The sequence below is a fragment of the Paraburkholderia sp. genome, assembly GCF_047605525.1.
Classification (GTDB): Bacteria; Pseudomonadota; Gammaproteobacteria; order Burkholderiales; family Burkholderiaceae; genus Paraburkholderia.
The window spans coordinates 1-14265 of sequence record NZ_JASGFN010000039.1; the positions used below are offsets into that span (position 1 = coordinate 1).

12 protein-coding genes and 1 pseudogene are annotated in these 14265 nt (G+C 66.4%); 6 read left to right on the top strand and 7 right to left on the bottom strand.

Annotated elements, in window-relative coordinates:
* Both QM685_RS34265 and hutG read left to right on the top strand, forming a co-directional pair.
* Positions 1-267: pseudogene (locus tag QM685_RS34265) on the top strand (formimidoylglutamate deiminase); the annotation flags it as partial.
* Between the two features lie 59 nt (positions 268-326).
* A complete protein-coding gene (hutG, locus tag QM685_RS34270; protein ID WP_415123691.1) occupies positions 327-1139 on the top strand; it encodes an N-formylglutamate deformylase in 813 nt (270 codons plus the stop codon).
* A gap of 348 nt (positions 1140-1487) precedes the next feature.
* On the opposite strand, the gene QM685_RS34275 is transcribed toward hutG, so the two are convergent.
* Positions 1488-1622 carry a hypothetical protein gene (locus QM685_RS34275; RefSeq protein ID WP_415123692.1) on the bottom strand — a complete coding sequence of 45 codons (135 nt, stop codon included), beginning with the start codon at positions 1620-1622 and terminating at the stop codon, positions 1488-1490.
* A gap of 296 nt (positions 1623-1918) precedes the next feature.
* On the opposite strand from QM685_RS34275, the gene QM685_RS34280 reads away from it, so the two are divergent.
* Positions 1919-2581, top strand: a complete 663-nt coding sequence (locus tag QM685_RS34280) for a hypothetical protein (protein WP_415123693.1) — start codon at positions 1919-1921, stop codon at positions 2579-2581.
* On the opposite strand, the gene QM685_RS34285 is transcribed toward QM685_RS34280, so the two are convergent.
* The gene (locus tag QM685_RS34285) at positions 2555-3148 is read right to left on the bottom strand and encodes a hypothetical protein (RefSeq protein ID WP_415123694.1); all 594 of its coding nucleotides are present in this window, start codon (positions 3146-3148) and stop codon (positions 2555-2557) included. The two genes, QM685_RS34280 and QM685_RS34285, sit on opposite strands and share 27 nt — an antisense overlap.
* 142 nt (positions 3149-3290) lie before the next feature.
* On the opposite strand from QM685_RS34285, the gene QM685_RS34290 reads away from it, so the two are divergent.
* Together QM685_RS34290 and QM685_RS34295 are read left to right on the top strand one after the other, a co-directional pair.
* Positions 3291-4232, top strand: a complete 942-nt coding sequence (locus tag QM685_RS34290) for a helix-turn-helix domain-containing protein (RefSeq protein WP_415123695.1) — start codon at positions 3291-3293, stop codon at positions 4230-4232.
* Positions 4229-6208: a DUF3857 domain-containing transglutaminase family protein gene (locus tag QM685_RS34295; RefSeq protein ID WP_415123696.1), complete on the top strand. Its 1980-nt coding sequence runs from the start codon at positions 4229-4231 to the stop codon at positions 6206-6208. Before QM685_RS34290 ends, QM685_RS34295 begins: the two co-directional genes overlap by 4 nt.
* A gap of 88 nt (positions 6209-6296) precedes the next feature.
* On the opposite strand, the gene QM685_RS34300 is transcribed toward QM685_RS34295, so the two are convergent.
* The 5 genes from QM685_RS34300 to glgC form a co-directional block, all read right to left on the bottom strand.
* Complete coding sequence (locus QM685_RS34300; protein ID WP_415123697.1) at positions 6297-7448, bottom strand: branched-chain amino acid ABC transporter substrate-binding protein; 1152 nt, start codon at positions 7446-7448, stop codon at positions 6297-6299.
* 394 nt (positions 7449-7842) lie between these two features.
* Positions 7843-8304 carry a hypothetical protein gene (locus QM685_RS34305; RefSeq protein WP_415123698.1) on the bottom strand — a complete coding sequence of 154 codons (462 nt, stop codon included), beginning with the start codon at positions 8302-8304 and terminating at the stop codon, positions 7843-7845.
* A 156-nt stretch (positions 8305-8460) separates the two neighbouring features.
* Positions 8461-9327 (bottom strand): pyridoxal kinase PdxY, encoded by an 867-nt coding sequence (gene pdxY, locus QM685_RS34310; protein ID WP_415123699.1) that lies wholly within the window; start codon positions 9325-9327, stop codon positions 8461-8463.
* A gap of 281 nt (positions 9328-9608) precedes the next feature.
* Complete coding sequence (gene glgA / locus QM685_RS34315) at positions 9609-11069, bottom strand: glycogen synthase GlgA (RefSeq protein WP_415123700.1); 1461 nt, start codon at positions 11067-11069, stop codon at positions 9609-9611.
* Between the two features lie 121 nt (positions 11070-11190).
* Positions 11191-12456 (bottom strand): glucose-1-phosphate adenylyltransferase, encoded by a 1266-nt coding sequence (glgC, locus tag QM685_RS34320; RefSeq protein ID WP_415123701.1) that lies wholly within the window; start codon positions 12454-12456, stop codon positions 11191-11193.
* A 621-nt stretch (positions 12457-13077) separates the two neighbouring features.
* Here glgC and QM685_RS34325 point away from each other — a divergent pair.
* A complete protein-coding gene (locus QM685_RS34325) occupies positions 13078-14166 on the top strand; it encodes an alpha/beta fold hydrolase (protein WP_415123702.1) in 1089 nt (362 codons plus the stop codon).
* The last annotated feature ends 99 nt before the right edge of the window (positions 14167-14265 follow it).

Genomic DNA, 14265 nt, shown 5'->3' on the forward strand with positions numbered 1-14265 from the left:
GGCGGCGCGCGCGCCACCGGCCGCGCGGTCGGCGCGCTGCGCGCCGGCCATCGCGCGGACTGGCTCGTGCTCGATGCCGATCATTCGGGCATCGCCGAACATGCGCGCGAGGCGTGGCTCTCGGGCGTTGTATTCTGTGAGCACGGCGAGACGCCGATCCGCGATGTCTATGCGGGCGGCGTCAAGGTCGTCGACAATCGCAGGCATCGCGACGAAGAGGGCGCTTATGCGCGCTATCGCGCGGCGCTCGCGGAACTGCTGAAATAAGCGCGGTTGCGCAGTGATGTGTCGAACCCATTCCCCGCTCCCATCGATTCCGGACTGACATGACTGCTTCGAACACTCCACCGGTTTTCTCGCTGCACCAGGGAAGCCTGCCGCTTCTGATCTCGATCCCGCATCTGGGCACGCAGATTCCCGCCGACATCGCCGCGACGATGACTCCCGTCGCGCAACGCACCGATGATTGCGACTGGCATCTCGATCGCCTGTATGCATTCGCGAAGCGCATGGGCGCGTCGATTCTGACGCCGACCTACGCGCGCTACGTCATCGACCTGAACCGTCCGCCGGATGGCGCGAATCTATACCCGGGGCAGGACACCACGGGCCTGCTGCCGGTCGATACGTTCGACAAGGAGCCGCTCTATCGCGACGGCCATCTGCCGGACGACGCCGAAGTCGCGCGTCGTCGCGACGCGTACTGGAAGCCGTATCACGACGCACTCGTCGGCGAACTCGCGGCGTTGAAGGCGAAGCACGGCAAGGTGCTGCTGTGGGAAGCGCATTCGATCCGCTCGCACGTGCCGCGTTTCTTCGAAGGACGTCTGCCGGATTTCAACTTCGGCACGTCGAACGGCGCGAGCGCGGCGCCGGGCATGGCGGACGAACTGGCCGCCATCGTCGGGCGGCATGGCGGCTATACGGCGGTGGCGAACGGCCGCTTCAAGGGCGGCTATATCACGCGCGAATACGGGCAGCCGGAGCAGGGCGTGCATGCGGTGCAGCTCGAACTGTCGCAGATCACGTATATGGAAGAGCGCATGCCCTATGCGTACGACGGGACCCTCGCGGCGAAGGTCGAGCCGCTGCTCGAAGCGCTCGTGAACGCCGCGCTGGAGCGCGTCAAGGCGGCCTGATAAACGCGACGAAGCCGGGCATTCAGGCTGCCGCGAAAGTGGCCTGAAAGCCGCACTGCCGGTTTCGTTCGATTCCTCTCCTTACCACGCGGGTCACTCACGCGGGTCGCTCATATAGCACCTTCGTCGGCACATCGCCTCGCGCCCCGGTCGAGCCGGACACCTCGCGTAGCGCGAACGTGTAACAGCATGTGTCCGTGATTGCACGCCAGCGTTTTCACGTGGAATGTATGGGACGTCGCAGGCGTGCGTGGCCGCTTTATACGCAGCCTGCGATAAAAAAAGAAGCCCCGCGCGAGCGGGGCTTTTCGATGCGTGCCGCGCTTCGTGGACACGGCATCGCCGCCATTAATGGCAGCGCTTTTCCCAGTGATGATGAACGCGCACCTTGTGGCATTCGCGGTGATGCTCATAAGCCTGAGCGGGAGCGATCGCGCTCAGGGTTGCGACGGCCGCGGCAATGGCGAGAACGATTTTCTTCATTACAAAACCCTTAAGTCAATGTTGTGGAGCAACCGATGCAGCACGGCGCGTACCGCATCGGCGTGTAAGCATGCCACATTGCGCGTTCGAAAACAGGAACGGCGCGCGAATCCGTGTGTCGATGCAACACGCGAAGCGCTGTCAATCCCATGTCATTCGACTTAGGCAGAGAACCGCCGCGCGCGAATCGCCGAGGCGGGATTGCATGCGATGCGCCGAAGCGGCTACCCTTTCAAAACGGTGACGCCCGCGAGGCTGTCATCGGTTCATCGGGCAACAGGAAGGAAGACCCGGCAATGGAAGATTCCGACGAATTGCTGCTGACAGTGTGGCGAGCAAATCTGGTGCTGTTGACCCGCGAGGTCGGTGCCGCGAACCGGCTCGCGCGCATGATGACGTTCTCCGTGAGCTATCTGAAGCTGATGCTCGCGGGCCAGCGCGAATTCAGCGAGGAATTCGTGCGCGGCGTCGAGGCGGTCACCGGCTTGCCGGTCGGCTGGATGGACGTGCCGCACACCGCGCACGAGGTTCCGGCCAATGCGCGCGAGGCGATCGACAACGAGCAGCCGCTTGCGCGCTTTCGCGGCACCGCGCATCCGGTGCGCAAGAAGGCGGTGCTGCGGCCCGAGCCGATTTTCGGCCAGTCGGGACCGGCGCGGCGCGGCGAGGAAGAAACGCTCGACGCCGAAGCTAACCGGCGTCACGCGCATTTTCGCAAGGTGCGCGAACTCGCGACGCAGGAGGTGCGGCGTTTCGAGCGGCATCTGCTGCATGCGCCGGTGGAACTCGCGTCGATGCGCGCGAAGGTCGAGGACGTGATCGCCGCGGCCGATCTCGACGACCGCATCGTGGCCGACCTCGCGGGGCGGCTCGAACAGATCGACAAGCATCGCCACATGCTGCTCAGGCATGTCGAGAAGCTGCAGGCATTGTTAAGCCAGCTTGCCGGCGGGGAGTGAAGTAGCTGCCGCCGCCGGGGCCGACACCGGAGCCACCCGCGCGGCGCGGCGCCGCGCGTGGAACTCGGCTTCGAGCCGCCACGTCACGCCGTCCGCTTCGAGCGCGACGCCGGTCCAGCGGAATGAATCGCGCGTGATGTCGGTGAAGTTCCAGCGGATGGGCGTACCGTCCGCATGCCGGCCGATCTGCACCAGATCGGCGCCGATGCGCCGGCCGGTCAGCTCGTCGTGCTGGCCGGTGCGCGGATTCACGTAGGTCACGCGCCAGAGCCGCGCCAGCGGATCCCACACGCGCAGCGTCGTGCCGTACATCGCGTCGCTGCTGTCGCGTTGTGGCCGCATGATCCATACGTCCTGCACCGCGCGGCCTTCCAGTATCCAGCCGAAATGAATCTCGCCGCGCCGCGGCGCGCTGCGCAGGTCGGCGCGATAGTGCATGACGTCCATGTCCCAACTGCCGATCAGCCAGCCGTACAGATCGTCGCCGGCGCTGATGTCGGCGGCGCGCGCGGGGGCGCTCAGCGTGGCGAGAAAATCGTTCGCAAGGTCGTTTTCGAGTCTGTCCATGTTGCTTGCTCCGTCAGGCAAATGCCGGTGAAATGTCGATCAGGTGTCGCGCGTGTTTCGACGCCGCGGCACCGGAGCCGGCGCGAAACGCGCCGGCCGCCGATGTGCTACAACCACGATACGGATCCGGCCGGAGTGCATCTTGGGGAAAATTGCCGTCACGTTGCAGCAGGCACTGGCGCGGCGCGAGCGGGAAGGCGCGCGCGGCGGGGTCGCGTCGCGCGTGCTCGCCGAAGGCGGCGGCTGGAACGTCGCCGATCTGCTGTGCACGTTCGGCCCGCGCGATCCGTCGTTCGAGGAGTGGCATGACGGCGTGCGCATCGCGATGGTGGTGGCCGGCTCGTTCGACTATCGCGCGGCGCCAGGCCGTGAACTGCTGACGCCGGGCGCGCTGCTGCTCGGCAATACCGGCGAGTGCTTCGAGTGCGGCCATCGGCACGGTCCCGGCGATCGCTGCATCTCGTTTCGCTATGCGCCTGAGTATTTCGAGCGTCTCGCCGCCGACGCGGGGTTCGCGGGCGGTCAACTGAATTTCCGGCACGCGAGCGTGCCGGCGCTGCGCAAGCTGTCGCCGCTGATCGCGCGAGCCTGCGCGGGAGCGGCCGACACGCGCGGTGAGGACGGTGAACGCGGAACGAGCGGAACGACCGTACGCCGGACCGCGTGGAACGAACTCGCCGTCGAGCTGGCCGCCGCGACGCTCGATGCGGCCGGCACGTTGAAACGCCAGGCGGCGCCCGCGAGCGCGACGGCCCGCTCGCGCGTCGCGCAGATCGTGCGCCTGATAGACGACACGCCGGGCGCGCCGCACACGCTGACGAATCTCGCGGTCGCCGCCGGCGTGAGCGACTTCTACTTTCTGCGCACGTTCCAGCAGGTGACCGGCGTGACGCCGCATCAATACCTGTTGCGCGCGCGCTTGCGGGCCGCCGCGCTGCGGCTGCGCGGTGGCGGCGAGAGGATCGTCGATATCGCGCTCGATTGCGGCTTCAACGATCTGTCCAATTTCAACCACGCGTTTCGCGTGGAGTTTGGCGCGAGTCCGCGCACCTGGCGCGTGCGGGGCGGGGCGCTTCGTTCATGACGCGCGCTCGCGCGTTCGTTGGCTTCAATGCAGCACTCGCGCGGGGCGCGCGCGTTGTCGCGCGGTTGGCGGTGGCATCGGCGGCGGGATGGGCGGCATTATCCGCGGCATCGTTGGCCGCATGCTTCGTCGCATTCCCCACGTCCGCGGCCGCAGAAGAAATCGCCACCTCCGGCGACGAACCCGCGCCCTCGACGATCGAGCGCGACGTCCATCTCTTCGTGATCCAGAAGGACGGCTCCGTCGAAGAACACGACGACACCGTGCTGCGCGCCGACACGGCGAGCGGCGTCGACGACATCGCGCAGCGCTACGTATGGTTCAACAAGGACATCGAGCAGGTGCAGTTGCTGGCCACCGAAACGATCGACCCGGACGGCACCGCGCACCCGGTCGGTCCCGAGGCGATTCGCGACGTGCAGGAGCCGCGCTCGGCCGGCGCGCCGAGTTTCGAGGACGGCGTGTTGCGCACCGTGATCTTTCCCGGCGTCGAGCGCGGCTCGCGCGTGCATCTCGCGTTTCGCAAGACCCGCGCGAGGCCGTTGCAGGCCGGCACGTTCGCGTATCTGGTCGAGCCGTCGCGCGACCCCGTCGAGCTGCAGCGGCTGATCTTCGATCTGCCCGCCGACGTGCCGCTGTATGCCGACGCGCGCGGCTATGACGCGCTGCCGCCGGTCACCGCGAACGGTCGCACCCGCTATGAGTTCGACTACCGGCACGGTCCGTATGCGCGGCTCGAAGCGGGCGCGGTCGGCTACGCGAACTGGGGCGACCGGCTGATGGTGTCGACGGTGCCGGACTTCGCGAGCTTCGCCGCGCGTTATCGCGGACCCGCCGGCAACGACGCGACGCGCGACGATCCCGCGATCGTCCGTCTCGCGCAGGGCCTGACGGCAGGGCTCACCGATCCGCGCGCGAAAGCCCGCGTGCTGTACGACTGGATGCGTCTGAACATCCGCTACGTCGCGCTCTTTCTCGGCGAGACGGCGGCGATTCCGCACAAGGCCGCCGATATCCTGCGTAACCGCTATGGCGACTGCAAGGACCACGTCGCGCTTTACGGCGCGCTGCTCGCCGCGGTCGGCATCCGCAGCGAGCCGGTGCTGCTTAATCTCGGACCGTACTACAGTCTGCCGGCGGTGCCCGGCTACGGCACCAGCGCGATCAATCACGCGATCATCTGGATTCCCGGGCTGTCGCAGTTCGCGGATACGACCGCGGGCGGCACCGAATTCGGCTATCTGCCGGCCGGCGTGATGGACCGGCCGGTACTGCTCGTCGATGAAGGCGTGCTCGCGCGCACGCCGGCCACGCAGGCGCGCGAGCGCAGCGCGCGCCTGCAGATCGATATCGACGACGACGGCGCCGCGAATTACGCGTACCGCGTCGAGGACGCGGGCTATACCGCCGAGATCGAACGCAATACGTTCCGGCGCGCGACGCGGCAGCGCGCGCAGCAGATCGCGGCGAGCCGTCTGCTGCAGACGGGGCTGCATGGCAGCGCGCAGTTGCAGACCGACGACGTCGCCGTAACGGGCGGACCATTCGCGACGTCGATGCAGGGCCGCGTGCCGCATCTGTTCTGGCGCGACGGCACGACGGCGGTGCCGGCGTTGACGAGCCTGTCGGGCGGGATGAGCTCGCAGGTCGAGGCATGGCTCGCCGAGCCGGTCAGGACGCAGCCGTGGGCGTGCATCGGCGGCGAGTTCGACGAGACGCTGGAAATGACGTTGCCGCGCTTCGCGCGCGTGACGGATCTGCCGGCCGACAGCACGGTCGACGATCCGATGCTCGCGTTTTCGTCGCGCTACGTATTCGATCCGGCGACGCGGACCTTGCAGGTGACGCGGCACCTGCGCGCCGCGTTCGGCCATCAGATGTGTTCCGCCGACGAATTCGCGGCGCTTCGCGATGACCTCGTGCGCATCGAGCGCGATCTCGATGCCGAGGTGGTCGTGAGGGCGCAGGCGCAATAGCGGCGCCGTAGCCCTGCATCGGCCCCACATGGGTCCGATGCCGTGCAGGGCGCGCTGTGGCGCGAGCGGATGGATACGACTGAGGCGATTACGAGCCGCTCTTCGTGACGATCGGCACCCACGCGCCGTTCTTCACCTGATACAGCGTCGATGCGCCGCTCTTCAGCGCGCCGGTGCTGTCGAACGAGATCTTGCCGGTCACGCCGTCGTAGTCGATGGCCTTCAGCACCGGACGGTACACGGCCGGCGAAGAGGACTTCGCCTTCTCCATTGCCTTGATCGCGACCCACGCGCCGTCATAGCCGAACGGCGCGTAAGACAGGATATCGACGCCGAACTGCTTCTTGAACTTCGCGGAAAACTCCTTGCCGCCCGGCAGTTGCGCGAGCGGACGGCCGTACTCCCAGGCCATCACGCCGTCGGCCGCGTCGCCCGCGAGCTTGATGAAGTCCTCGTCCATCACGCCGCCGCCGCCGACCAGTTGCGCGTTCAGGCCGAGCTGCTTCATGCGTCGCGCGAAGCCGGCCGCCTGGCTGTCGAGTCCGCCGAAGAACACGAGATCCGCATTTGCGCCCTTGAACTTGGTGATCTGCGTGCTGAAGTCGACCGCGTGGTTGTCGGTATAGTCGCGCGCGACGATCGTGCCGCCGTGCGCCTTCACCGCCTTCTCGAACTCGTCGGCCTCGCCCTGGCCGAATGCGGTGCGGTCGTCGATGATCGCGATGCGCCTGGCCTTCGTCACGTCGACCGCGTATGCGCCCGCGTTGCCGGCGTTCTGCGCGTCGGTCGAAATCACCATGAAGGCGTTCGCGAAGCCGCGGCCGGTGATGACCGGATTCGTCGCGGCCGGGTCGAGCATCGGAATGCCGGCCTGTTCGTAGACCTGCGAGGCCGGAATCGTCGTGCCCGAGTTGAAGTGGCCGACCACCACCGCGACACCCGAGTCGACCAGCTTCTGCGCGGCCTGCACGCCGATGCGCGGGTCGGCCTGGTCGTCCTGGGAGACGATTTCGAAGTGCGCGACCTTGTCGCCGATCTTGATCTTCTGCGCATTGGCTTCGTCGATCGCGAGCCGCACGCCGTTTTCCAGGTCCTTGCCGTAGCCGGCGTTGGCGCCCGTCAACGGCGCGGCAAAGCCGATCTTGACCGGCAGGTCGTCGGCGAAACTGGCGAGCGGAGCGATGGCGAACATGGCGCCAGCGAGCATGGCGATGGGTTTGAGCGTGTTGTAAATACTCATGGTCTCTCCTGGCATCGACGGTGTGATGAAAGCGGCAAGACAGCAACGCGATACGGCACGGCGAGCCGAAGCAACGCCTTGCGTATCGAAAGACTACGAACGATCGGTCGCCGCTCACAATGCTGGAATACGCTCAGTGGCGTTGTGCTTCGCAGCGTGTTCGGGCGATCAATCTGACGCGAATATAGGAAGCCAATTTGCGGTCGTCTTGGCAGTTCGTGGCGTTTTGGGTGCGCATTTCGGCACAGGCCGCGATACGTGCATCGCGTGCACAGAGAGCGTGCGTATGGGGTACAGGCTGGCTTGCCGCGAAAGACTCCGCATAGGGTGCGGATTGCGGCATATGCTTAAGAAGCCGGCGCGAGCGCGCCGGCCGGGGATGTCGCGTGCGTGCTTACCGCTCGCCTTGCTGGCGCAGCAGTTCTTCACGCAGACGCAGCAGCGGTGCCTTCGTGTCTTCGTCGGCCCACGTGTCGAGGTCGTCGATCGCGCGCTGGCAGCCGTCGAGCACGATGTCGAGATCGACCGGCACGCCGTTGTTCAGCGCGAATCCGATCGTTTCCGCAAACTGCTGGCACTCGTCCTCGCCGTACGAGATGTCGAGATTGTCCGCGATGATTGCGGCGATGTTGCTGCGCGCCTTGTCGTCGGGCGTCACCATGTCGACGATGCCGCTCGCGACGGCCGGCGAGTAGTAGAGCGCGATGTCGAGCCACTGCGCGGGATCGAAGTCGGGCTGGTCGAACTGGTTCTCGAAGAGCTCGATGGCTTCCTGCTCGTGCGCTTCGTCCGCGTCGACGCTGATGCACAACTGTTCAAAATATTCTTCCCGCTCGCTGCGGATATGACCGTCCATCGATGCCTCGTCTGCTGAATGCCGGATGCCTGAAAAATGCGGTGGAGAAGGGGCTTGCGCCTGCTGTCCACGCGGCACGCATTATAGGGCGGCGCCGGCGAGGCCGTGGCAGGCCCGGCATGCGGTGGCGAATCAACGAGACGGCACGCAACGCGCCTAAGCCGTATCCGCAACCCACGCATCGAACCACTCGTGCGGCTGCGCGATTTCGTTCTGCATCGCGACTAGTTCGAGTTCGTAACGGCCGGCCTGCCAGGTCGCCTTGACCACCGCGTTCACCGCGGCGAGCGTGTGCTCGAACGCCGAGCGGATCGAATCACCGAGCAGCGTGCGCGCGACGAACACCGCGCTGGTCAGATCGCCGACGCCGACCGGCTGCCGCGCGAACGGATAGAGCGGCCGCTGTCCCATCCACGCCTCGCGCTCGGTGACGACGAGCATGTTGAAACGGTCGGCGGGGCTGTTGCGATCGAGCAGATGCTTGACGAGCACGAGCTTCGGCCCGCGCGCGAGCACTTCGCGGCAGGCGGTCACGGCTTCTTCCAGCGTCTCGATCTCGCGGCCGACGAGGCGTTGCAATTCGGGGTGATTCGGCGCGATCGCGTCGGCCACTTCCGGCATCTCGCGCACGAGGAATTCCTGGATGCCCGGCTCGACGTTGCAACCGCCCGCGGCGCCCATCACCGGGTCGCAGAAGTACCACGCGCGCGGATTGACCGCCTTCACGGCCTTGACGATTTCGATCACCGCCCGCGCCTGCTCCGGTGTGCCGAGATAGCCCGAAAGCACGGCATCGCAGCGCGGCAGCATGCCGATCGCGCCGATCCCCTCGACGAGTTCTTCCATCTGCGATGCGTCGATCGCGCTGCCGCTCCAGTGCCCGTACTGCGTGTGATTCGAGAACTGCACGGTGTTGAGCGGCCAGACGTTGACGCCGAGCCGGCACATCGGAAACACGGCCGCGCTGTTGCCGGCGTGACCGAACACGACATGGGACTGGATGCTCAAAACGTTTTTCGTCATGGTAAGGCTCGCGCAACCGGTCGGGCGCGGTCAGGGAAACGGGAAGGGGGTGCCGCGCGGGCGGGGCGAGGGTCCCGGCGCCGCGCGGCGGACATGCCTGATCCGGATGGCGCAGGAAAAGTGCCTGCCCCGCACCGTCACGCGTTGCATCGTCAGTGAGTCAGCAAACAATACAGGAGTTTGCCGGATGCGAGTCGATCCGCCCCCATTGGTGTTGCGCCGAACCATCAAAAGTCATTCAATCTTTACGGAACCTGACAATCCCGCGCGCTGCCGCTGCTTCAGACGAGCTCGCGGTACAGCGCGAGATAGCGTTCGGCCGACGCGCCCCAGCCGAAGTCCTGGCGCATCGCGCGCCGTTGCGCCGCCTTCCATTCGGTGCGGCGCGCGTAGAGCGCGAACGCGCGCCGGATCGCCGACGCCAGTCCCTTCGGCTCGAAGCGTTCGAACACGAAGCCGGTCGCGAGATCGTCGGCGAGATTTTCGAGCGACGCGTCGGCGACCGTATCCGCGAGACCGCCGACGCAATGCACGAGCGGCAGCGACCCGTACGCGAGCGCGTAGAGCTGCGTGAGGCCGCAGGGCTCGAAGCGCGACGGCACCGCGACCACGTCGCTGCCCGCGATGATCGTATGCGCGAGCGTTTCGTCGAAGCCGAGCTCGACCGCGACCGATTCCGGGTGCGCCTGCGCGACCATCCTGAGGCCGGTCTCGAGCGCCGGATCGCCGCTGCCGAACACGACCAGTTGGCCGCCGCGCCTGACGATCTCGGGCACCGCGCCGAGCAGCAGATCGAGGCCTTTCTGTTCGGTCAGGCGGCTCACGACGCCGAACAGCAGCGCGTCGCTTTTCTGCGCGAGGCCGAAGCGCTTTTGCAGCGCTTCCTTGCACGCGAGCTTGCCGGCGAGGCGCGACGCGCTGTAGTGCGTCGCCAGCAGTGCATCGGTGGCGGGATTCCACACCGTGTAGTCGACGCCGTTGAGGATCCCGCTCAGATCGTGCGCGCGATGCCGCAGCAGCGCGTCGAGCCCGCCGCCTTGCGCGAGCGTCTGGATTTCGCGCGCATAGGTCGGGCTGACGGTCGTGATGCGGTCGCTGTAGTAGAGCCCCGCCTTCAGGAACGACAGTTGTCCGTAGAACTCGACGCCGTGCATGCTGAAGAAATCGTCCGGCAGGCCGAGCAGGCCGAACTGATGCGCGGGAAAAATGCCCTGATACGCGAGGTTGTGAATCGTGAACACGCTGCGCGCGAGCGCGCGCCCCTGCTCGCGCTCGGCGGCTTTCAGATAGGCGGGCGCGAGCCCCGCATGCCAGTCGTGCGCGTGGATGATCTGCGGCGACCACGCCGGGTCGAGCTGCTGCGCGAGTTGCGCGGCGACCCAGCCGAGCAGCGCGAAACGCTGCGCGTTGTCGCCGTAGGGCACGTGCTCGTCGTTCAGATACGGGTTGCCGGGCCGGTCGTATAGCGCCGCCGCGCGGATCACGTAGACGGTCAGCCCGTTGGCGGGCAGCGTGCCGCGCTCGAGCGTCACGCCCGGCGTGTCGAAACGGCGTCCCAGCTGCGCGACCGGCTGCAGGTCGCGCAAGCCGGCGAGCACCGCCGGAAAGCCGGGCAGCAGCACCCGCACGTCGGCGCCGCGCTCGATCAGCGCGGACGGCAGCGCGCCCGCGACATCGGCGAGGCCGCCCGTTTTGAGGAGGGGATACAGCTCGCTTGCGACGTGCAGGGCGCGAATCGTCATAGGCCGGGTCTCTGTCGGGTTGGTTGGGGCTGCCGGGTGCCGGTGGCGCGCGGCGCGTTGCTGGCCGCGCCGGCTCACTGCTCATTGCCGCCGGCGCGGGCACAGGCACGGGCACGGCGCGCTACTTCTGCTGTTTGCGCAGCGCCTCTTCGGTGACGAGCACGACGCCGTCGTCGGTGCGATAGAAGCGCTCGGCGTCGCGCGCCGGGTCTTCGCCGATCACCGTGCCTTCGGGAATCGTGCAGCCGCGGTCGATCACCACCTTCTGCAGGCGGCAGCTCGCGCCGACCGTGACCTGCGGCAACAAGACTGCCTCATTGATATTACAGAACGAACTCACTTTCACGTTCGACGACAGCACCGAGCGCGCAATCTGCGAACCCGAGATCACACAGCCGCCGCATACGATCAGATTGTTGGCCGAGCCCTGCAAGCCCTTCATGTCGCGCACGAACTTCGCGGGCGGCAACTGCTCCTGGTACGTCCAGATCGGCCAGCTACGGTCGTACAGGTCGAGCGTCGGGATCGTCGACGCGAGGTCGAGGTTCGCGGCCCAGTACGCGTCGATCGTGCCGACGTCGCGCCAGTACGGCTCGACGTTCGGGTCCGACGACACGCACGACATGCTGAACGGATGCGCGATCGCGGAGCCCTGGGTGACGACGCGCGGCAGGATGTCCTTGCCGAAGTCGTGATCGGTGTCGATCGCGGCGATGTTTTCTTCGAGCAACGTGTACAGGTAGTCGGCGTCGAACACGTAGATGCCCATGCTCGCGAGCGCGGTGTCCGGACGGCCGGGCATCGCGGGCGGGTCGGCCGGCTTTTCGACGAAGCCGGTCACGCGGCGGTTTTCGTCGACCGCCATCACACCGAACGCGACCGCGTCCATGCGCGGCACCTCGATGCAGCCGACCGTGCAGTCGGCGCCGCTGTCCGCGTGATCGGCGATCATGCGCGTGTAATCCATCTTGTAGATGTGGTCGCCCGCCAGCACGACCACGTACTTCGGGCGGATCGAGCGGATGATGTCGAGGTTCTGGAACACGGCGTCGGCGGTGCCGCGGTACCAGTGCGCGCCTTCGACGCGCTGCTGCGCGGGCCACAGGTCGATGAACTCGCCCATCTCGCCGCGCAGGAAGCTCCAGCCGCGCTGCAGATGACGCAGCAGCGAATGCGCCTTGTACTGCGTGACGACCGCGATGCGGCGGATGCCCGAATTCAGGCAGTTGGAAAGCGCGAAGTCGATGATCCGGTATTTGCCGCCGAAGTGCACCGCTGGTTTCACGCGCTTGTTCGTGAGCGGCCCGAGGCGGGTGCCGCGTCCGCCGGCGAGGACGATCGCGAGGGTGGTGCGTTGTAAGTCGTTCAGCCGTGCCGGAGTATTCATGTTCGTCTCCTTTGTCGACCGGAGTTAGTGCTTCAGCACTTACTCCGGTCCCATGCAGTTTTATCGCGGTCGACCGGAGTTATTGCTTGGCGCTTGCTCCGGTCCCATGCAAGGCAGTTGCTGATTGGTATGTCCCGGATGATCTGGTCGTTTGCTCTCCACTGATGATTCGACGGGTGCCGCCAGACGGCCCCGCCACGTTGCGTTGCCGCGCCTTTGCCACACTTTTCCGTATCGCCGCCGCTATTTTCGCGGGCCTGTCAGCTAGTTCTAGCACCGATTGGACACAAGCGAATAGGGTTTATTCAACAGACCCCGCACCGGACCACCTTCGCACGATCGGCTCCCGCCGCGCATCGCTCCGTGCGGCGAGACACATAGGGTGCGAGATCGCGCGTGTGAATCGAGCGCAAGCCGGGTGCAAACACGAGGCAATCCGCCAGCAAGCAATACGCATGCCACATTGCGGTGCGCCACGTGCGATGCTCGATCGGCGGCGCAATCCGGCGGCGCGTCGTAGAATCGTTGGCTCCCGGCAGGAGGAATGGGCGCCGGCCGCTGGCCGTCGCGACCGGCATCCGTTTCTCGTACGTTCACTGTTGTGTTTTTCAGAAAATCCCGATGAGCCTTCGCCGCCCAGCCCTGCTTGCCCTGTCGAGTGTCTGCACTGCTGTCGCGGTGTCCATGATGTCCGGTGCTTATGCCGCCACGCCGGCCAGCCCGATCGCCCCGAACGCCGCGGCCTCCGCCGTCGAGGATCCGGGCCCGGCCTACGGTCCGGAACTGCAAGGCTTCAACTATCCGTTGCCGGTCGAGCGTTTCGAGTTCACGTCGCAGGGCGTGCAGTTGCACATGGCCTACATGGACGTCAAACCGGCGCATCCGAACGGCCGCGCCGTCGTGTTGCTGCACGGCAAGAACTTCTGCTCGGCGACGTGGGACGCGACGATTCGCCGGTTGAGCGACGTCGGCTACCGCGTGATCGCGCCGGACCAGATCGGCTTCTGCAAATCGAGCAAGCCCGAGCACTACCAGTACAGCTTCCAGCAGCTCGCGCGCAACACGCGCGCGCTGCTCGAATCGATCGGCGTGAACGACGTGACGGTGGTCGGCCATTCGACCGGCGGCATGCTCGCGATCCGCTATGCGCTGATGTATCCGCACGAAACGCGGCAACTGGTGCTCGTGAACCCGATCGGGCTCGAGGACTGGAAGGCGAAGGGCGTACCGTCGCTGTCGGTGGACCAGTGGTATCAGCGCGAATTGAAGACGACGGCCGACGGCATCCGCCGCTACGAGCAGAACACCTACTACGCGGGCCAGTGGCGTGCCGACTACGAGCCGTGGGTGCAGATGCTCGCGGGCATGTATCGCGGGCCGGGCAAGCAGATCGTCGCGTGGAATTCCGCGCTGCTGTACGACATGATTTACACGCAGCCTGTCGTTTATGAACTCGGCCAGTTGCAGATGCCCACGCTGCTGCTGATCGGCCAGAAGGACACGACCGCGATCGGCAAGGACGCGGCGCCGCCCGCCGTGCGCGCGAAGCTCGGCCATTACCCGGAACTGGGCCGCGCGGCCGCGAAGGCGATTCCGCATGCGACGCTGGTCGAATTCGCGGGGCTCGGGCACGCGCCGCAGATGCAGGATCCGGATGCATTTCATAAGGCGCTGCTCGATGGGCTGGCGGCGGTGCCGGCTAATCGCTGAGCGTTCGAACGGTTTTTGGTCCTGCTACAGCATGCTTGTGCGAATGACTGCGAGGGGGCGTAAGCAGGTGAGACGGTCGTTTGTGCGCGGCCCCCTGGG

Coding starts and splice junctions, on each gene's coding strand:
- QM685_RS34305 (WP_415123698.1), bottom strand. CDS start 8,304: ATGGACGGTCATATCCGCAGCGAGCGGGAAGAATATTTTGAACAGTTG.
- QM685_RS34285 (WP_415123694.1), bottom strand. CDS start 3,148: ATGGACAGACTCGAAAACGACCTTGCGAACGATTTTCTCGCCACGCTG.
- glgC (WP_415123701.1), bottom strand. CDS start 12,456: ATGAATACTCCGGCACGGCTGAACGACTTACAACGCACCACCCTCGCG.
- QM685_RS34275 (WP_415123692.1), bottom strand. CDS start 1,622: ATGAAGAAAATCGTTCTCGCCATTGCCGCGGCCGTCGCAACCCTGAGC.
- QM685_RS34295 (WP_415123696.1), top strand. CDS start 4,229: ATGACGCGCGCTCGCGCGTTCGTTGGCTTCAATGCAGCACTCGCGCGG.
- glgA (WP_415123700.1), bottom strand. CDS start 11,069: ATGACGATTCGCGCCCTGCACGTCGCAAGCGAGCTGTATCCCCTCCTC.
- QM685_RS34280 (WP_415123693.1), top strand. CDS start 1,919: ATGGAAGATTCCGACGAATTGCTGCTGACAGTGTGGCGAGCAAATCTG.
- pdxY (WP_415123699.1), bottom strand. CDS start 9,327: ATGACGAAAAACGTTTTGAGCATCCAGTCCCATGTCGTGTTCGGTCAC.
- hutG (WP_415123691.1), top strand. CDS start 327: ATGACTGCTTCGAACACTCCACCGGTTTTCTCGCTGCACCAGGGAAGC.
- QM685_RS34300 (WP_415123697.1), bottom strand. CDS start 7,448: ATGAGTATTTACAACACGCTCAAACCCATCGCCATGCTCGCTGGCGCC.
- QM685_RS34325 (WP_415123702.1), top strand. CDS start 13,078: ATGAGCCTTCGCCGCCCAGCCCTGCTTGCCCTGTCGAGTGTCTGCACT.